General features: G+C 74.2%; 17 protein-coding genes. 5 read left to right on the top strand and 12 right to left on the bottom strand.

The genetic code is table 11. The features are described from left to right. Nucleotides 1-154: 154 nt before the first annotated feature. From ABUW04_RS18460 to ABUW04_RS18410, 11 genes are all read right to left on the bottom strand, one after another. Nucleotides 155-472, bottom strand: coding sequence for a hypothetical protein (locus ABUW04_RS18460; protein ID WP_030251953.1), 318 nt, complete (start codon nucleotides 470-472; stop codon nucleotides 155-157). Further along, on the bottom strand, nucleotides 469-2373 hold the full coding sequence (locus ABUW04_RS18455) for an FAD-dependent oxidoreductase (RefSeq protein ID WP_380565782.1): 1905 nt from the start codon (nucleotides 2371-2373) through the stop codon (nucleotides 469-471). The genes ABUW04_RS18460 and ABUW04_RS18455 overlap by 4 nt, the downstream gene beginning before the upstream one ends. Beyond that, a complete protein-coding gene (locus ABUW04_RS18450; protein WP_051725068.1) occupies nucleotides 2370-3122 on the bottom strand; it encodes a ferric reductase-like transmembrane domain-containing protein in 753 nt (250 codons plus the stop codon). Before ABUW04_RS18450 ends, ABUW04_RS18455 begins: the two co-directional genes overlap by 4 nt. A gap of 377 nt (nucleotides 3123-3499) precedes the next feature. Then, nucleotides 3500-5905 carry a helix-turn-helix transcriptional regulator gene (locus ABUW04_RS18445; RefSeq protein ID WP_380565781.1) on the bottom strand — a complete coding sequence of 802 codons (2406 nt, stop codon included), beginning with the start codon at nucleotides 5903-5905 and terminating at the stop codon, nucleotides 3500-3502. A 69-nt stretch (nucleotides 5906-5974) separates the two neighbouring features. Continuing rightward, a complete protein-coding gene (locus tag ABUW04_RS18440; protein ID WP_380565780.1) occupies nucleotides 5975-6106 on the bottom strand; it encodes a hypothetical protein in 132 nt (43 codons plus the stop codon). A 65-nt stretch (nucleotides 6107-6171) separates the two neighbouring features. Further along, on the bottom strand, nucleotides 6172-7401 hold the full coding sequence (locus ABUW04_RS18435) for a hypothetical protein (RefSeq protein ID WP_380565779.1): 1230 nt from the start codon (nucleotides 7399-7401) through the stop codon (nucleotides 6172-6174). Further along, a complete protein-coding gene (locus ABUW04_RS18430; protein ID WP_030251941.1) occupies nucleotides 7398-8189 on the bottom strand; it encodes a PP2C family serine/threonine-protein phosphatase in 792 nt (263 codons plus the stop codon). Before ABUW04_RS18430 ends, ABUW04_RS18435 begins: the two co-directional genes overlap by 4 nt. Continuing rightward, a complete protein-coding gene (locus tag ABUW04_RS18425; protein WP_232242071.1) occupies nucleotides 8190-8981 on the bottom strand; it encodes a vWA domain-containing protein in 792 nt (263 codons plus the stop codon). It lies immediately after the preceding gene. Continuing rightward, complete coding sequence (locus ABUW04_RS18420; protein ID WP_380565778.1) at nucleotides 8971-9765, bottom strand: hypothetical protein; 795 nt, start codon at nucleotides 9763-9765, stop codon at nucleotides 8971-8973. The genes ABUW04_RS18425 and ABUW04_RS18420 overlap by 11 nt, the downstream gene beginning before the upstream one ends. A 31-nt stretch (nucleotides 9766-9796) precedes the next feature. Continuing rightward, entirely contained in the window at nucleotides 9797-10252 is a 456-nt protein-coding gene (locus ABUW04_RS18415) for a hypothetical protein (protein ID WP_232242070.1), read from the bottom strand. Further along, the gene (locus tag ABUW04_RS18410; protein WP_030251932.1) at nucleotides 10245-11228 is read right to left on the bottom strand and encodes a serine/threonine-protein kinase; all 984 of its coding nucleotides are present in this window, start codon (nucleotides 11226-11228) and stop codon (nucleotides 10245-10247) included. Before ABUW04_RS18410 ends, ABUW04_RS18415 begins: the two co-directional genes overlap by 8 nt. A gap of 245 nt (nucleotides 11229-11473) precedes the next feature. On the opposite strand from ABUW04_RS18410, the gene ABUW04_RS18405 reads away from it, so the two are divergent. Continuing rightward, nucleotides 11474-13045: a leucyl aminopeptidase family protein gene (locus ABUW04_RS18405; protein WP_380565777.1), complete on the top strand. Its 1572-nt coding sequence runs from the start codon at nucleotides 11474-11476 to the stop codon at nucleotides 13043-13045. A 15-nt stretch (nucleotides 13046-13060) separates the two neighbouring features. Next, nucleotides 13061-14869 carry an SLC13 family permease gene (locus tag ABUW04_RS18400; protein ID WP_380565776.1) on the top strand — a complete coding sequence of 603 codons (1809 nt, stop codon included), beginning with the start codon at nucleotides 13061-13063 and terminating at the stop codon, nucleotides 14867-14869. A gap of 53 nt (nucleotides 14870-14922) precedes the next feature. Here the strand turns inward: ABUW04_RS18400 and ABUW04_RS18395 are convergent, their stop codons facing one another. Then, nucleotides 14923-15621 (bottom strand): CPBP family intramembrane glutamic endopeptidase, encoded by a 699-nt coding sequence (locus ABUW04_RS18395; protein ID WP_380565775.1) that lies wholly within the window; start codon nucleotides 15619-15621, stop codon nucleotides 14923-14925. A gap of 114 nt (nucleotides 15622-15735) precedes the next feature. Here ABUW04_RS18395 and ABUW04_RS18390 point away from each other — a divergent pair, with 114 nt between their 5' ends. The 3 genes from ABUW04_RS18390 (at nucleotide 15736) to ABUW04_RS18380 (ending at nucleotide 19884) form a co-directional block, all read left to right on the top strand. Further along, nucleotides 15736-17472 (top strand): alpha/beta hydrolase, encoded by a 1737-nt coding sequence (locus tag ABUW04_RS18390; RefSeq protein WP_380565774.1) that lies wholly within the window; start codon nucleotides 15736-15738, stop codon nucleotides 17470-17472. A gap of 87 nt (nucleotides 17473-17559) precedes the next feature. Then, nucleotides 17560-18012, top strand: coding sequence for a nitroreductase family deazaflavin-dependent oxidoreductase (locus tag ABUW04_RS18385; RefSeq protein ID WP_380565773.1), 453 nt, complete (start codon nucleotides 17560-17562; stop codon nucleotides 18010-18012). Between the two features lie 132 nt (nucleotides 18013-18144). Then, nucleotides 18145-19884, top strand: coding sequence for a peptide-N4-asparagine amidase (locus tag ABUW04_RS18380; RefSeq protein ID WP_380565772.1), 1740 nt, complete (start codon nucleotides 18145-18147; stop codon nucleotides 19882-19884). The last annotated feature ends 29 nt before the right edge of the window (nucleotides 19885-19913 follow it).

The following is a 19913-nucleotide window of genomic DNA, read 5'->3' as shown; positions in this document are numbered from 1 at the left end:
TGGGGTGACCACGGGCTGCGGTGTCTCCGAACTCAGACGAGCAACGGCCTTCTCCTGTCGGGCGGCATCAGGTACCCGCTCAGCGTACGCAGGCCCCGCCCGGGCGCACAACCGGATTTCCGGTGCGGGTCCGGGCGGGGCCGCGCGGTCCTGCTCAGCCGACCCTGGAGGTCGGGGTCGGCGAGGTCGACGGCCTCGCCGCCGTCCCGGTGCCCGTGACCGTACCGGTGACGGAGCCCGAGCCGGAACCCGAGCCGGCACCGGCGCTGGAGCCGACCACCGGCGCCTTGCTCGGCGGCATCGGCGGGGCGGTCACCAGCACCCTGGCGTAGGCGCCCATCGCCGCCACCAGCACGACCAGGATCACCAGCCAGCGCAGGTGCAGCCGCGCCGGCAGGCTCAGCATCCAGGGCAGCACCCCGCCGGAGGGGGCCCGTCCGGTGCGGCGGTTGCGGTTGACCCGGCGGCTCAACGACGCCTCCTTCGGTTCGGGGTACGCGTGTGCGGCCGGGTACGGCCGATCTCGTCGCGGTAGGCCAGCAGCTCCAGCGGCATGTCGAAGGCGACCACCGCGACGGTCTGCGGTCCGTAGTCGGTGGCCCGGGTGTAGCGGGCGACGAAGCGCTCCGAGCGCAGCGAGCCCTCGACCACCTCGACCTCCTTGCCCAGCGCGGGGCTGCCCACGGCCTGGATCCGGGTGCCGTGCTGCTCCGACCAGAACCGCGGCACCGGGGTGAACCGGGCCGCACGGTCCGGGCCGCGCAGCAGCGAGTCGGCGGCGTGCTGCCCCATCTCGACGGCGTGGATCAGGTGTTCCACCCGCCGCGGCTGGGAGTCGAACCGGGCGTTGGGCCAGCGCGCCACGTCGCCTGCCGCGACGATGTTCGGGTGGGCCCGGCCCCACTGGTCCACCGCATGGCAGGTGGGATCGCAGAGCACGCCGTCGGAGACGTCCAGGCCGCTGCCGCGCAGCCACTCGGTGCGCGGCTCGCTGCCCAGGCCGAGCACCACGAAGTCGCAGTCCAGCACCGCGCCGTCGTCCAGCCGCAGCCGCAGCACATCGCCGTGGTCCTGCCAGTCGGTGATCTCGGTGCCGAGCCTGACGTCCACGCCGGCCCGGCGCTGGATGTCGCCGACCAGGGTGCCGATCTGCTTGCCGAGCACCCGGCGCAGCAGCGGGGCGCTGTGCACCACCAGGGTGACGTCCATCCCGTGCTCCCGTGCGGTGCAGGCCAGTTCGCAGCCGACGAAGCCGCCGCCGAGGATCACCACATGGTGCGCCCGGGCGGCGTGCATCGCCCGCCGGACCGCCTCGGCGTCCGCCACGGTGCGGATGGTGCGGACCCGGTCGCTGAAGACCGGGGCCTCCGGCAGCCGCTTGGCGTCCACCCCGGTCGCCAGCACCAGCCCGTCGTAGGGCAGCCGTTCGCCGCCGCGCAGCTCCACGGTCCGGCGCTCGACGTCCAGGCCGATCAGCCGGGTGTCCAACAGCCAGTGCGCGTCCAGGGTCTCGTCGGCCCGGAAGGTGAGGTCCTCGTCGTCCAACACCCCGGCCAGGTACTGCTTGGACAGCGGCGGACGGCTGTAGGGGCGGCGGGACTCCTCGCCCACCAGCACCAGCTCGCCGTCGAAGCCGCGGTCCCTGAGCCTGGTCGCGGCGCTCAGCCCGGCCAGGCCGCCGCCGGCCACCACGATGCGCCTGCGGCTGCTGCGCGCGGCCGTCCCACTGCGCAGCGGGCGGGCAGCGCCGCGGCCGACGGCGGAACCGCCGCCCGGCGCGTCGCCGCCGCGGATCGCGATGGCCTGCATCGGGCAGCAGCGCACCGCCTGCCGGGCCTGGGCCGCGAACTCGGCCGGCACGCTGCGGGTGTAGTGCAGCGAGCCGCCCTCGGAGATCCGGAAGACCTCCGGCGCCTCCTGCTGGCAGATGCCGTAGATGTGGCAGCGGTTGTTGTCGACGCTGACCCGCACCGGCTCGGCCTCGGAGACCAGCACCGGGTGCACCGGCTCGAAGGAGTCGGTGGGGACCGGGGCGGGCCGGTGCTCAACCGGCACGGCCGGCCGGCGCTGCGGCACCGGGAGCTGGCCCTGGTGCTGGTGCACCAGGTACTGCTGGGCCGGGGCCGGTTGGGCCGGGACGTGCTGGGCCGGGACGTGCGGGGCCGGCATCGGCACCGGCTGCTGCGGATGGACCGGTACCGGGTACCAGTGACCCTGTGGCGGTGGGCCCTGTGGCGGTGGGTCGGGCTGCGGATAGCCGGGGTACGGCTGCCCGGGCTGTCCCGGCTGCGGGGGGCCGGGTTGACGGAACGTCACCGGGACGGCCGGCAGCGGGCCGGTCAGCGGATCCGCGAGGGGGTCGGGGTCCGTCATCGGGCGGCCCCCTGGCTACCGGGGAAGGCCCGCTGCCGCAGTCTGGAGCGCGAGGGGAAGGCGCGGATCAGGAACGCCAGCAGGCAGGTGGCGGCTCCGGCGGCGACGCCGACGGCCACCAGGTTCTCGTGCCGCGGTTCGGGGTGCACCAGGAATATGTGCAGCCATATCAGCGCGAAGGCGACATAGGCCAGTTGATGGAACCTCAGCCAGCGGTGGTAGCCCAGCCGACGCTGCAGCCAGACCGAGCAGCCCACCGCGATGGCGAGTTCGGTGCCGAGGATGCCGAGCCCGACCGGGATCCGCTGCACCCCGCCGGTGAACGGAACGGTCAGTTCGCGGGCGCCGATCTGCCAGATGGGCTGGTAGAGAAAGGTGAAGCCGTGCAGGGCGCCGAAGATCAGCGCGGACAGCGCCAGCACCATGTGGGCGCCGTAGAAGGTCTGCCGGTTGACGGCGCGTTGCATGAAGCGAAGCCGCAGCACCACGCCGAGCACGATGGTGGCGACCATCAGCACGTACGCGATCAGGGCGAAGACCCGGGCGATCATGTGCACACCCTGGTCGTAGCTGACGCCCTTGTCGTAGGCGTCGAGCGGGGACCCGGGGATCGGCGCGACCGCGGCGGCGAGGGCGGCCGGCGGCGCGAGCAGGGCGGGGACGACGAACCCCAGCAGCGCGAGGACGAGCACGGCTGCGATGGTGCGGGCGGTCCGTCGGCGGTTGCTCGGGGGTGCAACCGAGTTCATGTCCTGGACTCCTTGCGTCGGCACGCCCCGGAAGCCCGGTGGTAAAGGCCCGGATTAACACCCGCGGGGATCCGAATCTGCTTTCACGCTTTCTGCACAATAATTTGGTACGGATCAGGGCAGGCTGTCTCTGGACCCTTTCCCCGGAAGGGCGCGCAACTTGGGGGGAGGCTACACCACCGGATCGCAGCCGGTCGATTGCGACCGGACAGGCCCGATCCAAGCAGGCGAAATGGGATATAGGCCACTATTCCCGAGAAATCAACAATGGCCTGCACCGCCGCCACCAGGCACTTTTCGGAACAGAACGGAAGCCTGCGGCGCAGACGAATAATTCTTCCTGGCAAAGCGATTCCCAGCTCACTCACCGGCAATTGTCAGGTGCCCAGGAAGGCCGCGAGTTCGGTTCGGCTGCTGGTGCCGAGTTTCGCGTGGGTGCGGTAGAGATGGCCCTCCACGGTACGAATCGAGACGCCGAGACGCCGGGCGATCTCACCGCTGGAGAGCCCCTGCGCGGCCATCGTGGCCGTCTCCCGCTCCCGCCGGGTCAGCGGCAGCGGCCGGGCCGCGGCGAGCAGCGCGGGGCTCCGCGCGCCCTGGCACTCCTCGGCGAGCCGGGCCGCGCGCACCGAGGCCGCGCGGGCGGCCCGGGTGCGGCCCGCGCCGGCGTGGACCACCGCCGCCTGGGCGGCGGCGTCGGCCGCCGCCAGCGGGTCGCCCATCTCCTCAAACAGATCCGCGGCCACTGACACTGCGTCACCATCCGCCGCCAGTACGGCAGCCGCATGGTCGGCGGCGGCCCGTGGGCGCGGACCGCGGACCACGGCGGCCAGTTGGGCCAGCCGGCCGGCCCCGCCGCAGTCGCCGAAGCACACCGCAGTGTGCAGCGCCACCACCTCGGCCGCGGGAGCGTCCAACTCCCCCGCCCGGCAGGCGGCCTGGCGGGCCAGGGCAGCGGCCTCGGAGACCGTCCCGCGCGCCGCCGCCACCCAGGCCCTGGCCAGCAGGACCTCGGGCCCGTAGCAGAGCAGCCCCGGGTGACTGGCCGCCTCCAGCTCCGCCAGCGCCCGCTCGGCCGCCGCCGCGTCCCCGGTCCGGGCCAGCGCCAGGACCAGCGCGATCAGCGTGGCCATGGCCCAGCCCCCGGTGTCCTGGCGCAGCCCGGCCCTGGCCTCCCTGAGCAGCCGGACCGCGGTGTCCAGCCGGCCGCGGGCCAGCGCGGCCCGGCCCTGGACGGCGGCGTCGAAGGCCCGGGAGAGCCCGGGGGCCTCGGCACCGCGCTCCCGGCTTACCTCGGCGACCCGCGCCGCCTGGTGCAGCAGGCCGGCCAGGCGCAGGGCGTCGATCCGCATGTCGGTCAGGATCGGACCCAGATTGGCGGCGTCGTGTGAGGAGGCCGCCACCGTGTGGGCCCGTTCGGCCCAGGGAGCGATCTCGTCGGCCCGGCCGGCCGCGCCGAGCGCCATGATCAGACCCCAGGTGGCCAGCGCGGTGCCCTGGCCGGACAGCGAGGGGCTCGCCAGCGCCTCCTGCGCGCAGGCGATCGCCGGGGCGGGCCGCCCCAGTGCGGCGTGGAACGGGGCCCGTGCCGCGACCAGTTCGAACCGTGGCCCGGCGGCGCCGATCGCCGCCTCGGCCCGGTCCAGCACCGCCGTCCCCCGGGCCGGCTCACCCAGCGTCCAGAAGAGGTTGTTGGCCCGCAGGGTGGCGCAGCGGACCAGCTCGCCGTCGTCCCCGGCCAGGGCGGCCAGCGGGGCCATCTGGTCCTCGGCCTCGTCGCCGCGGCTCAGCAGGCTCAGGCAGAAGGCCAGGGTCCAGCGCGCCTCGAACCCGGCCCCGGCGGCGACCGCCGCCGCTGCGAGCCGCCCGGCCAGGTCCAGGTCGAACAGTTCCAGGGCGTGCCGCGCGGCGGCGGTGAGCAGCGCCGGATCGGCCTCCAGGTCCGACTCCAGGGTGAGGGTGGCCCGGCGCAGGGTGTCCTCGGCCCGGTTGGCGCCGGTCGCCTGTAGCGCCTCGGCGATGCGGCCGCGCAGCCTGCGGGCGCGCAGCAGGCCGATCTCGGCGCGCCGGACCTCGCCGTAGAGCGGGTGGGCCAGCCGCACGTCGAGCCGGCGGCCGTCCCGCTCGACGCTCACCAGGCCGCGGTCCTCGGCCAGTTCGACCGGTTCGGCGCCCGCCAGCCGGGTCAGCAGCGGCACCCCCAGCGGTTCGCTGAGGGCCAGCAGGTCGACCACCCCGCGCAGCGGCTCGCTGAGCTCCCCCATGGTGGTGCTGACCAGTTCGGCCAACCCCGGTGACACCACCGGCCGACCGGACCAGCGCCACAGTCCGTCCACCGGCGCGAGCCGGCCCGCCCCGCGTTCGCCGTCGACCAGCTGCCGCAGGTAGAGGGCGTTGCCCCGGGTGAGGTCCCAGATCCGGTCGGCGGCGGCACCGTCCACCGGGGCGCCGAGCACCGCCTCCAGCAGGGCGGCGGTGGCGGCCCGGTCGAGCGGGGCGACCTCGACCCGGTCCAGGTGGCCGTCCTTCCAGAGCGCGGTGATCGCGTCCGGGGCCGGCTCGCCGCTGCGGACGGTGACCACCACGGCGGCCCTGCTGTGCAGCACCAGCCGGTGCACCAGCAGCGCGGACAGCGGGTCCAGCCGGTGCGCGTCGTCGACACCGATCAGGAAGGGCCTGCGGCCGGCCTCGGCCAGCAGTGCCTCGGCGGCCTGACGGACCACCAGGCCGGGGTCGTGGCCGGGCGTTCCCATCAGCGCGCCGAAGGCTCCCAGCGGCAGCACCCGCGCGGACTCCGTCGCGGCCACCCCGCGGGTGGCCGCGCCACGCCACGACGCCGCCCCCAGAGCCCCTCAGGCCAGCCGGGTCTTGCCCACACCGGCGCCGCCGGAGAGCACGACTCCGCGCGCTCCGGCACCACCTGACGCCGCGTTGATCAGCCGCAGCTCCTCGGAGCGCCCGGTCAGCGGCCAGACCTCGCCCATGCCAGAACAGTAGCGAGCGACCCGCCGGGCGGTAAGGAGATTCCTACCCGATTCATCCCCATCGACTAGCCGTGCGACAGCAGTTGACCCAGCAGCACCAGCAGCACGACCAGCCCCACCAGGGTGAGCACCGCGGTGCGCAGCCGGTGCGGCCTCGCCGCCGCGGCGGCCGGAACCGGGACCGCGGCGCGGGCCGGGGTCGCCGCGGCGACCGGTGCCGCGGCCGGGGCGGCGTTGAAGTCGTCCTGGCCGGTACGCTCCAGCCGCCCGCACCAGGGGCAGGCCTGCAGGTGCGAGCCGTAGGTGTGGTGCGGTCTGGCCGCGCAGACCCGCACCCGGGACCGCTCCAGGTCCAGCGCCCGCAGCCAGGCCTCGGCACTGGGCCTGGCCGCCGGATCGGCCACCCCCGGGCCGAAGGCCGCGCGGGCCAGCAGCAGCAGTTCCGGCGGCAGCACCCCCGGGTCCAGCACCCCGCGCGGCACCACCACCCGCTCCGGCTGGACCACGTAGGAGCAGCTGGCGGCGATGTTGTCCTTCACCGTGGACTGCGAGTCGCTGTCGTGCGGGACGCCGCCGAAGGGATGGTTGCCCACCGAGAGCAGCTGGTAGACCAGCACCGCGAGGGCGAAGTCGTCACCGGCCTCGGTGGCCGGGCCGCCCTTCTGCCGCTCCGGGGCGCAGTAGTCGGCGGTCTGCATCAGACAGGGGAAGTACTCGCCGGTGGCGGGGTCGGTGAAGGCGATGGAGTCGCAGTCCAGGAAGGTGACGAAGCCGTTGGCGTCCACCACCACGTTGTTGCTGGAGAAGTCGCCGACGACCAGGCCCTCGTGGTGCATCCGGGCGGTCATGAAGGCCAGGTTCCAGCCGACGCCGAGCAGGAAGCGCCAGTCCACCCGGCCCGGGAAGAGCCGCATCCGCTGCGCCCTGGTGAACAGTCCGACCAGCCGCACGTGGTCGGGTTCGCCGAACCGCTGCATGGCGTAGCCGAGGAAGCCGCCGTCGGCGCCGCGGGCCTGGGCGGTGGGCCAGGCCAGTTCGGAGGGCTGGGCCCGGTCGGTGGGGCGGCCGCCCAGCGGAGTCATCGTCAGCATCCGTTCCAGCCTGCGCTCCTGCTGCGGCCCGGGGGTGTCCCGGTAGACCTTCACCACCACCCCGTCGTCACCGACCACCGTGTACACCGCGGCCTCGCCGCCGCTCTTCAGCGGCCGGTCGGACAGCAGCACCGAACGGCCGTCCAGCAGGATCCGGTGCCCGGCCGTCCCCGCCGTTCCGGTCGACCCGGTCGTCCCGGTCATCGGCGCACCGCCCTCAGCAGCGTCTTGTCGTCGGCGTTCACCGCGGTCAGCTGGTCCGAGCGGAGCAGCACCGCCAGCGCCCGCTCGTCCTCCTCGGGGTCCTCACCCGGGCTGTCCAGACTGCGCAGCATGGCCGCGACGAACGACGGCTTGGGCTGCTGCGGCCGGCCGTCGGCCCAGCTGAGCGCCAACTGCGCCAGCCCGTCCGTGGACAGCAGCACCCCGTCCACCCCGGGGTCGCGGACGCAGGCGGTGCGCACCGAGCGCTCGGCCTCGGCGGAGGTGAGGAAGACCGTCTCGTTGCTGTACTCGCTGGCGGCGTCGGGCTGCGGCAGCAGGTGGAACTGCGGCACGCCGTCCACCGTGCCCGCGCGCAGCACCACGAATCCGTCGCCGACGCTGAGGTGTCCGATCCAGTCGGGGGCCAGCACCACCACGGTGAGCGTGGTCGCGAACTCCTTGGCGTCGGGACCGGTACGCCGCAGGAACTCGTCCCGGACGTCGAGGAACGCCTCGCGCAGCGCGCTGCGGACCCCGGCCGCGGTCCGCGGCCGCTCGGCGGCGCGGCGGGCGAAGCCGGCCGCGGCCAGCCGCACCGCGAGGGCGGACCCCTCGTCGGAGCGGGACCGGCTGCCGGCCCCGTCGGCGACCGCGAGCACCGTCACCGGGGCCTCCGGCGGCCCGAACTCCCGTGACAGCCAGGCGTCCTGACAGGGCGTTCCGGACCTCCGGTGGCGGTAGCCCTCGACGCTGACCCCGTGCACCCGCCATTCCACCGCCGGATCCATTCAGGACTCCCAGGCCGGCCGCTGGGTCTTGAACTGACTGAAGATCTTCTCGAAGACCTCGTCCCCGGCGCCCTTCTGCTCGGCGTTGGCACTGGCCGACATCATCTGCAGCAGCTCGCGGAACGGGAACCCCTGCAGCCTGGCGTTGAACGCCGGGGCGAACGCCCGCAGCACCTCCTCGCCGCGGTCGGTGATGCCGCCGACGCCGATGGCGTAGAGCCGGAACCGCTTGTCCCGCTGCTCCGCGGTGATCACCGGGACCACCCGCCGCCAGGCCTCGGTGGGATGCCCGGTCCGGTCGGTCGGCAGACCGTCCGTCACCAGGCAGATCTGCGGCCGGTAGTACTGCAGCCCCAGCTGTCGCAGCTCGGTCTTGCGCGCCGCGACGATCTGCATCGCCAGCTCCAGCGCCTCGGCCATCAGGGTCACCCCGGCCGCCCGCAGCAGCGGCGGCTCGAACCGGTGCGCGGGGACGAAGGGGCTCACCCTGGTGTCCGGCGACAGCAGATTGGGACCCTGCCAGGCGCTGACCCCGGCGTCGCCGAAGGTGAGCACCGCGACCTCGACGCTGTAGCTGAGGCTCACGTCGTCGTGCAGCTCCCTGGTCCACTCGCTCAAGGCCTCGTTGAGCGAGGCGATCGGGCCGCCCAGCATCGAGTGGGAGGTGTCCAGGCACAGCACCAGCGGCAGCCGTTGGGCGTTGTTCTCGATCTCCAGGTCGGCGTACTGCTGGGGCAGGGTGGCCGTGCGCGGGTCGTTGCGGACGGTCATCGGATGGGTGCTATCGCGCATCGTGTCTCCTGTGGGGGTGCTGCGGCTGCGGGAAGGCGAGCAGGACGTCGGCGTCCCGGTCCGCGCCGCGGACGTCGGGGAAGCCCACCTCGACCGGCTGCCCCGGATCGGGCGCGGGCTCGCCGGGCTCGGACCAGACCGCCCGGTAGAGGCAGTCGTCGATCTCGACGTAGCCCTGCGGATGCAGGTCGGTGGCCACCGTGGCCCGGTGCAGCTCGGCCGGCCGCGGGACGGGGGGCGCCGCGGCGACCGGATCGGGCCCGGCGGGATCGCGCCCCGACCGGTCCGACACCGGCGGGTCGACCACCGTGGGCGGTCCGCCGCGGGCCGGGAAGGCACGGGTCGGGAGGGCATGGGTTGGGAAGGCATGGCGGGCCACCGGTCCGGCCCGCTCGGGGTGCGGGCGCAGCAGCACCAGCAGGGCGATCCCCACCAGCACGGCCAGGGCGCCGCCGCCCAGCGCCTGGACGCCGCCGCTGTCGTACCAGGGGTGGTGACCTCCCTTCGGGGCCGGCGGCGGGACCACGGCAGCGGACGGAGCGGCCGAGGCCGACCGGGAGGCCGAGGCGGACGCGGAGGCCGACCCGGACCCGGACGCGGCCTGCGACAGCACGCACGGCGGCAGGCCCGTGCACTGCGGCCTGGCCACGTAGCGGACCTGCGCCCCGCCGCCCGGCAGGGCGCCGAGCAGCATCGCCAGGGCCGCCGCCACCAGCAGGACGACCACCGCTCGCCCGCGGGCGGACCGGGCCGCACCACCCCGCCGCGCCGGTTCGACTGACACCAGAGGCCCCCCGTCCCCGTCCGACCTGCCGCTAGAGCTGGAACACCCGGTGGCACCGGACGAACATCTGCCGTGCCAGCTCGGCCCATCTGCTCGCCAGCGCGCCGAACTCCGCCGGGGTCATCCGGCAGACCAGCGGCAGCACGCAGACCCCGGCCAGGCACGGTCCCGGACCGCGGACGTCCCAGACCGAGAGCACCGGGATCAGCTGCTCGGTGTTCCAGGCGTTGGATGCCGCTGCGGCCAGCGCGATCTGACCCGGTTTCAGTACATGACCGTCCGTCATAAAGGCCACCAGCAGCTCCTTGGTCGCCATGAGACGCAGCGTCAGCCGGCGGTCGGTGCCCTCCAGGTCGAAGTCCAGCGAGATCGACGCGCCGTCCTCGGCCCAGGCGTAGTGCCCGTTCTCGGCCCAGCCGACCACCAGCTTCCGCCAGTGCAGTCCGAGTTCCAGCTCGCCGGTGGCCGCTCCGGTGCCGTCAGCCACGGCCGGCCGCCTCGGCCACCAGGGCGTCGGTCAGCCCGGCGTCCAGCAGCGCCTGGGCGTGCAGCAGCAGGTAGGAGGAGACCGGCAGCACCGGCCCCCGGCTGTGGTTGCGGGCCTCCAGGTCGTCGGTGCGCACCCTGATGGACTCGGCGACCCGGGGCGGCGGCCAGACCTGGGCGCTGTTCCTGACCCCGATCAGCCCGTCCAGCAGCACGTCCAGGTCCGGGCGCCGCCCCGGCGCCTTGGCCAGGCAGGCCCCGACCAGCCCGCGCAGCCCGGCCGGCACGCCGTCCAGGTCCGGCGGCTGCTCGGTGATCCGGTACATCACCCCGGCCCCGGAGCCGAACGGCGGCCGTCCCGCCGCCGCGAAGACCAGCACCGCGCCCAGCGCGAAGACATCGCTGGCCGGTCCGGCCGGTTCGCCCCTGAGCTGCTCGGGGGACATGAACGAGGGCGTGCCCATCACCTCACCGACCCTGGTGATCGGATTGGCCCCGCCCAGCATGGAGATGCCGAAGTCGATCACCCGGGGGCCGTCCTCGGCGAGCAGCACATTGGCCGGCTTGAGGTCGCGGTGCACGACGCCGACGGCGTGGATCGCCTGCAGCGCCTCGACCAGGCCCACCCCCAGCGTCCGCACCGCCGACGCGGTCAGCGGCCCGTCCGCCCTGACCGCCTCGGCCAGCGAGGGACCCGGCACGTACACGGTCGCCAGCCAGGGCGGGTCGCCCTCGATGTCGGCGTCCACGACGGCCGCGGTGAACGCGCCGCTGACCGCGCGGGCGGCCTCCACCTCGCGGGCGAAGCGGCTGCGGAACTCCGGGTCGGAGGCCAGCTCGGGCCGCACCACCTTGATGGCCAGCGCCCGTCCGCTGCGCGAGCGGCCCAGGTAGACCCAGCCCATCCCACCGGAGGCGAGGCGGCCGACGACACGGTAGGACCCCAGCGTCAACGGGTCACTGACGGGCGTGCGCACTCAGTCCTCCCCGCGCAGGACGGAATCCCCGACGGCGGTTCCCTGGTCGGCCGCCCGGTCCATCGAGCATGCAGCGGCCCGGCGCGGACGGCACGCGTAGCGGGGTACTCGATTCGGCCGCCCGGGCCCCGCCGCGAAGGCCCGGCCACCGGCGCGCCCTGGCCGCAGCCGAACGGGCATATGGGATAAAAGGGGTGAAGCTGCGGGGTGTCGTGGCCCCCGCCCGGACCGCGAGGAGCGCGTACATGGCGAAGGTCGGCGACACGGTGGACAGCGACGTAACGGATGGCGACGTGATGAACCTCGTCCCGTCCTGGAAGCGGCAGGTCGGGGTGTCGGCGGCGGTGCTGCCCGGGGACCTGGTGGACGCCGTGGCGGTGGACGAGGTGCTGGGGGTCCCGGTCGCGACGCCGGTGGGCGACCAGACCTGGCTGGGCCTGGGCGGTGCCGGGCTCCGGGCCGCGGGGATGGACGGCGCCATCGGCTCCACCCTGGCCTGCCCGGTCTCCGGCGGTGGCGTGGCGCTGCTCTACGGCACCGGCGCCGCGAGCGCCGCTGACGCTCGGACGCTGCGCGACGCCGGCGCGGCCCTCGCCGCCGCCGCGTCGGGCTACGGCCGGCTGGCCCTGATCGTCCCGGACCCGGCCCCGGGCCCGGACGGCTCCTCCCTCTCCGCGGAGTCGGCCGCGCAGGCGCTGGTGGAGGGCGTGCTGCTGGCCCGCTACCGCTATCCGGTGCTCAAGCGGCCCGAGCCGGAGCCAGCCCTGGAGTCACTGGTGCTGCTGACCACCGAGGACCGGCTGGAGCAGGTGGCCAGCGGCGCCGAGCGCGGCCGGGTGCTGGCCCGGACCCAGTCCCTGGCCCGGGACCTGGCCACCTGCCCGCCCAGCATCATGACCGCCGAGGCCTTCGCCGACATCGCCCAGCGGCTGGCCGCCGACTGCGGCCTCGCCGTCGAGGTCTTCGACCGCGCGGCGCTGCGGCGGCTGGGCTGCGGCGGACTGCTGGGTGTGAACGCCGGCAGCACCGACGAACCCAGGATGGTCAAGGTCCGCTACTCCCCGGCCGGCGGCTCCGGCCCGGAGGCCGGCACGCTGGCGCTGGTGGGCAAGGGCATCATGTACGACTCCGGCGGCATCAGCCTCAAGCCCAGCGACGCGGTGCACGCCACCATGAAGAACGACATGACGGGTGCGGGCTCCATCCTGGCGGCCATGACCGCGCTGGCGGCGCTGGACTGCCGCACCGCCGTGACCAGCTGGCTGATGTGCACCGACAACATGCCCTCCGGCAGCGCCACCAAGCTCGGCGACGTGCTGACCATCCGCGGCGGCGCCACCGTCGAGGTGCTGAACACCGACGCCGAGGGGCGGCTGGTGATGGCGGACGCCCTGGTGCTGGCCACCGAGGAGCCCTGCGACGCCATCGTCGACATCGCCACCCTCACCGGCGCCAGCATGCGCGCCCTGGGCGCGGAGATCGCCGGGCTGTTCGGCAACGACCAGCCGCTGATCGACCAGGTGCTGGCGGCGGCGCGGCGCACCGACGAGCCCTGCTGGCAGCTGCCGCTGGCCCGCCGCTACCGCGCCGAACTGGACTCCGACGTCGCCGACATCAAGAACATGGGCGGACCCAACGGCGGCGCGATCCACGCGGCGCTGTTCCTGGAGGAGTTCGTCGCCGGACGCCCCTGGGCGCACATCGACATCGCCGGACCGGCGCAGAACGACAGCCCCAAGTCCTGGCGCCCGCGCGGCTGCACCGGCTTCGGGGCCCGGCTGCTCACCGAGCTGGCGCTCGACTTCAGCAAGCCCTAGCCGGAGCCGGCCGCCGTGAGCGACGCGACGCTGTGCCTGGTGATCCTGGTCGTGGTGGTGGGACTGTTCGTGTGGAACCGCCTCCCGGTGGAGGTCGTGGCCCTGGGCTCCGCGCTCGTGTGCTACGCCACCGGACTGCTGACGTCCGGTCAGGTCTTCGCCGGGTTCGGCGACCCGGTGGTGCTGTTCGTCGCCGCGCTGTTCGTGGTCAGCACCGCCCTGGAGAGCACCGGACTGACCGCCTGGGCCGGACGCCGGCTGGCCGACGTGGTCGGCTCCGGCCGGCGCCGGCTGCTGGTGGCGACCATGGTGCTGGCGGCCGGCCTGGCCGCGCTGATCACGGTCAACGGCTCGGTGGCCGCACTGCTGCCCCTGGTGGTGCTGCTGGGGGTGCAACAGGGCCAGGCCCCCTCGCGGCTGGTGATGCCGCTGGCCTTCGCCGCGCACGCCGGATCGCTGCTGCTGCTCATCGGCTCGCCGATCAACCTGATCGTCTCCGAGGCGGCCGACGAGGCCGGGGCCGGGTCCTTCGGCTTCGTCCAGTTCGCCCTGGTCGGTGTGCCGGTGCTGGCAGGCACCGTGGCGATCGCGGTGCTGCTGGGGCCGCGGCTGCTGCCGCTTCGGCAGCCCGCCGCGATGCCCGCCGACCTCAGCCGGCACGCCCACACCCTGGTGTCCCACTACGGTCTGGCAGAGGACGCGGCCAGCCTGCAACTGCCGGCCGGCAGCGAACTGGTCGGCACCCTGCCGGCCGACCTCAACACCCGGGCCCCGGACGGTGTGGTCGTCGTCGGCGCGCTGACCGCCGACGGCCACGACTCCCGGGGCGACGCACCGCTGGAGTCCGGCGACGTGCTGATCCTGCGCGGCGCCCCGGAACTGGTCGACGCCTTCGCCGCCGGGACCGGGCTGCAGCCGCTGCCGCCACCGCTGCGGGACCATCTCGCCGATGTGCTGCTCAACCGGGACACCGGTCTGGTCGAGGTGGTGGTGAGCCCCAGGTCGCCGCTGATCGGCAGCACCCTGTTCCCCGGCATGAACAGCGCCGACGGCGAGCTGGTGATCATCACCGCCCGACGCAGGGGCCGGGACACGGGCCCGGCCCCGTGCACCGTCCAGGCCGGCGACAGCCTGCTGCTGCAGGGCTCCTGGCAGGCCGTGGACCGCACCAGCCGGCGCGGGGACCTGCTGGTGGTGGACCAGCCCGCGGAGCTGCGCCGCCAGGGCACCGGGCTCGGCCCGGACGCCTGGCGTGCGCTGGCCGTGCTGGGCGCGATGGTGGTGCTGCTGGCCACCGGCGCGGTGCCGGCGCCGGTGGCGGGGCTGCTGGCCGCGCTGGCCATCGTGGTCTGCCGGGTGGTCCGGGTGGACGACGCCTACCAGGGCGTCTCCTGGACCACGGTGGTGATCGTCGGCGGGATGTTCCCGCTCTCGGTCGCGCTGCAGCAGTCCGGGGCCGGCGACGAGATCGCCCGGGTGGTGGTCGACGCGGCCAGCGGCAGCCCCTATCTGCTGCTGCTCGGCGTCTTCGTGCTCACCTCGGTACTGGGCCAGTTCATCAGCAACATGGCGACCGCACTGATCGTCACCCCGATCGCCGTCTCGGCGGCCCACGACGCGGCGGTCTCACCGCTGCCGCTGCTGATGTGCGTGGCGACCGCCGCCGCGGCCGCGCTGCTGACCCCGGTGGCCACCGCCGCCAACCTGATGGTGCTGGGTCCGGGCGGCTACCGCTTCGGCGACTACTGGAAGTTCGGCGCGCCGATCCTGCTCTGGTACCTGGCCGTCACCATCGGCCTCGTCCCGCTGGTCTGGAGGTTCTGACCTGCCCCTCCGCCCCTGGAGACCGGGCCCGGCCCCTGGACCGGCCCCGGCGGCTAGACCAGGCCGCCGAGCAGGTAGGCGGAGACGTAGCCGAGGGCGTTGGTGGCCCAGTGCAGCCCCATCGGGGCCAGCAGGCTGGTGCTGCGCCGGCGCAGCTCGCAGAAGACCACCCCGGACGCCGCCGTGAACAGCACCGCGCCGGCGTCCGCCAGCACCGCGCCGAACACCGAGTGTCCGAAGAGCGAGCCGAGGGCCGGCTTGTCGCTGGCCAGGTGGAGCGAGGGCAGGATGTGCCACAGCCCGAAGAGCAGCGAGGACACCCCGGTCGCCCAGTAGACCCCGCGGATCCGCAGCAGCAGCCCGTAGAGCACCCCGCGGAAGGCCACCTCCTCCAGCAGCACCGTGCCCAGCGGCACCTTGACCAGCACCCGCAGCGCGACCTGACCGCCGCTCAGCGAGTCGGTGCGCTGGTCGGCGAAGAGCCCCCGGGTCGGCGGGAACAGCGCGCCGACCAGGTAGACGGCGGCGACGATCCCGATGATCACCAGCGCCCAGCGGGCGCCGCGCGGCAGGCCGGCCCGGGTCAGCCCGACCAGTTCGAGGGCGTCGCCGGCCCAGTGGGCGATGCCCAGCAGCAGGGCGACCACGACCACCGCGGTGAGCAGGCCCCAGGCCGGCAGCCAGCGGTTGTTGACCAGATTGGTCAGCACCAGCAGCACCACTGCGGCGCTGAGCGCGGCGATGTCGCGCACGGATGCCCCCTGGCAGGTCGGAGGAGTCCGATGCTGCCCCGAACGAAGGGACCCGGGGGTGCAACACGCGGAGCAGATCGGTCAAATATGGATGAAACCACCTACAGTCGACACATGTCGCAGCAGGTGCCCGAAGAGCAGCCCCCTGCCGAACCCCCCGCCCCGTCCTCTTCCGAACCCCCCGCCGAGCCGCCGCCCGGGGCGCACCGGGCCGCGCAGCGCCGTCGCCCGATCGTGCGTCAGGGACCGGACTGGGGCGGGCTGCTGGCCGCGACCGTCTTCTACTGGCTCTCCTTCACCCCTTCGCTGCTGCCCCGGCCCTGGTGGCTGCAGGTGCTGGCGGCGGCGGTCACCGCCACCATCGGCTACGCGCTGGGCGCGCTGATCGCCCGGGTGGTCCGGATCTGGTTCAAGCCCTCCGAGCGGCTGCGGCACGCCGCCTGGTGGGCGCTGGGCGTGGCGGCCCCGGTCGCCGTGGTGGTCACCACCGCGTGGAGCGTGACCTGGCAGGGCGACTCGCGCCGCGCGGTCGGCATGGACCCCCGGGTCACCTGGTGGCTGTGGGCCCTGGTGCCCCCGATCGCGGTGCTGCTGTGCGCGCTGCTGGTGGTGATCGGCCGCTCGCTGCGGCTGGCCACCCACGCCGCGGCGCGCGGCCTCGGCCGGATCCTCCCACCGAGACTGGCGGCCGCCTGCGCGGTGGTGGTGGTGACCGTGCTGGTGATCGGCCTGGGCCAGGGCTTCCTGCAGCGCGGGGTGCTCAGCGTCCTGGAGAGCAGCGCCAGGCTGGCCAATGACTCCACGTCACCCGGCATCGTCCAGCCCACCCTGCCCACCCTCTCCGGCAGTCCGTCCTCGCTGGAGTCCTGGGGCAGCCTGGGGGCCAAGGGCCGCGACTTCGTCGGCCAGGCCCGCACCCGGGCCCAGCTGACCGCCTTCAGCGGCAGGCCCGCCATGGACCCGGTCCGGGTCTACGTCGGGCTGCGGGCCGCGCCGACGCTGGCCGAGCGGGCCCGGCTCGCGGTCGCCGAACTGCAGCGGACCGGCGCCTTCAAGCGCAAGGTGCTGGCGGTGATCAGCACCACCGGCAGCGGCTGGGTGAACCAGAACCTCGCCAACCCGCTGGAGTACATGTACGACGGCGACAGCGCGCTGGTCGCCATCCAGTACTCCTACCTGCCCAGCTTCGTGTCGGTGCTGACCGAGGACGAGGCGGCGCACGCCGGCCGGGCCCTGTTCGACGCCGTCTACGCCGAGTGGTCCTCGCTGCCCGCCGCCACCCGCCCGAAGCTGCTGCTGGCCGGCGAGAGCCTGGGCTCCTACGCCACCGAACGGGCCTTCGACGGCAGCCTCGACGAGCTGACCGCCCGGGCCGGCGGCGCCCTGCTGCTGGGCCCGACCGCCGACAACCCGCTCTGGCAGACCGTCACCGACGGCCGTGACAGCGGCAGCCCGATGTGGCTGCCGATCTACCAGCAGGGGCAGAAGGTGCGCTGGGGCCAGGTCGCCGCGGACTTCGGCAGGCCCGCGAGCCCGTGGCCCGGCCCCAGGGTGCTCTACCTGCAGAACGGCGGGGACCCGATCACCTGGTGGACCCCGCACCTGATCGTGCACCGCCCCGGCTGGCTGGTGGGTCCGCGCGCACCCGACGTGACCGGCGGTATGCAGTGGTACCCCTTCGTCACCTTCTGGCAGGTCACCTGCGACCTGCTCGGCGCCGACAGCGTCCCGGTCGGCCACGGCCACCGCTTCGGCACCCTGCCCGTCGCCGGCTGGGCCGCCGTCGCCCAGCCGCCCGGCTGGACCGCGGCGGAGACCGCGAGGCTGGAGGCCCTGCTGGGGCAGGCCTGACGCCGCGCTGGCGGGTCGGTTGCCGCGGTTCGTCGGCGGACGGACCATGATGGCAGCAGCACAGTATCGACAACGGAGTGGACTGACATGCCTCTTGAGGGTGAGTACGAACCCAGCCCGTCGAAGTGGGTACGCGACCAGGTGGAGCTCTACGAGAGCTCCGGCGGCACCGAGGGGACCACCCTGCGCGGCATGCCGGTGGTCATCCTGACCTCCAAGGGGGCGAAGAGCGGGAAGATCCGCAAGAGCGGGCTGATGCGGGTGGAGCACGACGGCAGCTACGCCGTGGTCGCCTCCCAGGGCGGCGCCCCGACCCACCCGGTCTGGTACTACAACATCACCGCCAACCCCCTGGTCGAGCTCCAGGACGGCCCGGTGCGCCAGGACATGACGGCCCGTGAGGTCACCGGCGCGGAGCGCGACGAGTGGTGGGCGCGCGCCGTCGAGGCCTACCCGGACTACGCCGACTACCAGAAGAAGACCGACCGGGTGATCCCGGTCCTCGTGCTGACCCCGTCGGCACAGCACACGTCGGCATAGGCTCCGTCCGCGCAGGCCCCGCTCGCAGCGGCCGCCCGGCCGCCCGACCGCCCGATTGCCCTCTTGTGCATGCACCGTCATCGGGTGCATGGTCCTCCGAGGACCTGGTCATGATCGGCGGAGGGCAGTCGGATGCGAGCAAGGGGCCTGCTGCACGGACTCGGAGTGCTGGGCGGCGCCGCCGTCCTGCTGGTGACGACCGCGCTGGGGGCGGGGACCGGAACGGCGGTCGCCGCCGACGCGCCGATCGAGACCGGGTACCAGAACCCGGTCACCGCCCTGCCCCCGGTGAGCCGTCCGCCGACACCGCACTGCACGGTGACGGTGATGCAGAACGACTTCGGCAACACCATCAGCTCGCCGCCCTACACCGGCACCGTCACCCCGCCCGCCGACTGCCCCGGGCCGTGGAACAAGGTCGTGCTGGACTGGTCCGGCAGCGTGCAGGGACGCCAGTACGACCGGCTGGCCGGGGTCTGGATCGGCGGCGCCGAGGTGCTGCGCACCAGCACGCCGGAGCCCACCGCCGCCGGGATCAGCTGGCACCTGGAGAAGGACGTCAGCAGCTTCATCCCGCTGCTGCGCACCGCCCAGCCGCTGGCCGTCTCGCTGGGCAACGTGGTCAACGCCACCTACACCGGCGTCTACCACATGAAGCTGACCCTGACCTACTACCAGGCCGACCGCAGCCACCCGGCCGCGCGCACCGCCGACCAGGTACTGCCGCTGTCCGACTCCACCCCGGCCGGGACCGGCTCCGCCGCGAGCTGGTACTCCCTCGGCCCGGGGCAGTCCGCGACCAGGACCGTCACCCTGCCCCGCAACCTCACCGGCGTGCAGCTGGAGGTCTACGCCCGGGGCGGCGGCTGCGACGAGCAGTGGTTCGACTCGGTCCCGTCGGACCTCGCCGCGAAGTACCCGGACTACCTGTGCGGCGGCGGCTCCTACCGCGAGGTGCAGGTCTCGGTGGACGGCAGGCCCGCCGGGATCGCCCAGCCCTACCCGGTGGTCTACTCGGGCGGCATCGTGCCCACGCTGTGGCGGCCGATCCCGGCGGTGGACCAGTTCGTCACCCAGGCCTACGACATCGACCTGACCCCCTTCGCCGGCACCCTGGTCGACGGCAGGCCGCACACCTTCACCATCACCCCCTACGGCGCCGCCGACACCTGGACCGTGGACGGCACCCTGTTCCTGGACACCGACCACGGCGCGGCGAGCACCCACGGCGGGCTCAGCAGCGACACCCTGGGGCTCTCCCCCGCCGTCGCCACCACCGAGACCGCCGGCAGCGGCGACACCACCGAGGTCCGCACCACCGCCCAGCGCGACTGGCGGACCAGCGGCTGGCTGCAGACCTCGCACGGACGGATCGTCACCACCGTCTCCCAGCACGCCGTCTACAGCAACAGCGACGCGGTCTCCTCGGCCGGGCAGCGGCAGCTGATGACCCAGCAGGAGTACGGCACCACCACGACCACCACCGCCGGCCCGGGCCGACAGGACAGCTCCGTCCGGCACGCCTGGTCGTACCCGGTCACGGTGGACTCCGACGTCCCGCTCTACACCGACGGCGACAACTACTCGCTCTCCGCCACCGTCTCCCAGGGCCGGATCCTGGTCGACAGCGTCCGCACCGGCGCCGGCTGGCGGCCCACCGCCGTCACCGACGACCGGGTCGACGCCACCGGCACCCTGGCCCGCACCGCCGGCGTCACCACCGCCGCCGACGGCACCGACTCCGAGCACTACCTGGGCAGCACCGACACCGGCGGCTGCTACGACCGCAGCATCGCCGCAGCCCACGGCTATGTGACCGCGGACCGGCAGTCCCGTTGCGACTGGGGGACACTGGAGGCGGTCCGCCCTTGACCCTCACACCGTGTGAGGGCCGAACCTCG

Origin of the sequence: Streptacidiphilus jeojiensis, assembly GCF_042510965.1 — a bacterium.
Classification (GTDB): domain Bacteria; phylum Actinomycetota; class Actinomycetes; order Streptomycetales; family Streptomycetaceae; genus Streptacidiphilus; species Streptacidiphilus jeojiensis.
Note: the sequence above shows the minus strand (reverse complement) of the source record. Positions and strands in the feature narration are given on the sequence as shown.

Bases quoted from the DNA above. Each gene is read 5' to 3' on its own strand.
- ABUW04_RS18380 (WP_380565772.1), top strand. From the start codon at position 18,145: ATGCGAGCAAGGGGCCTGCTGCACGGACTCGGAGTGCTGGGCGGCGCC.
- ABUW04_RS18455 (WP_380565782.1), bottom strand. From the start codon at position 2,373: ATGACGGACCCCGACCCCCTCGCGGATCCGCTGACCGGCCCGCTGCCG.
- ABUW04_RS18425 (WP_232242071.1), bottom strand. From the start codon at position 8,981: ATGCGCGATAGCACCCATCCGATGACCGTCCGCAACGACCCGCGCACG.
- ABUW04_RS18385 (WP_380565773.1), top strand. From the start codon at position 17,560: ATGCCTCTTGAGGGTGAGTACGAACCCAGCCCGTCGAAGTGGGTACGC.
- ABUW04_RS18435 (WP_380565779.1), bottom strand. From the start codon at position 7,401: ATGACCGGGACGACCGGGTCGACCGGAACGGCGGGGACGGCCGGGCAC.
- ABUW04_RS18440 (WP_380565780.1), bottom strand. From the start codon at position 6,106: ATGGGCGAGGTCTGGCCGCTGACCGGGCGCTCCGAGGAGCTGCGGCTG.
- ABUW04_RS18450 (WP_051725068.1), bottom strand. From the start codon at position 3,122: ATGAACTCGGTTGCACCCCCGAGCAACCGCCGACGGACCGCCCGCACC.
- ABUW04_RS18430 (WP_030251941.1), bottom strand. From the start codon at position 8,189: ATGGATCCGGCGGTGGAATGGCGGGTGCACGGGGTCAGCGTCGAGGGC.
- ABUW04_RS18405 (WP_380565777.1), top strand. From the start codon at position 11,474: ATGGCGAAGGTCGGCGACACGGTGGACAGCGACGTAACGGATGGCGAC.
- ABUW04_RS18390 (WP_380565774.1), top strand. From the start codon at position 15,736: ATGTCGCAGCAGGTGCCCGAAGAGCAGCCCCCTGCCGAACCCCCCGCC.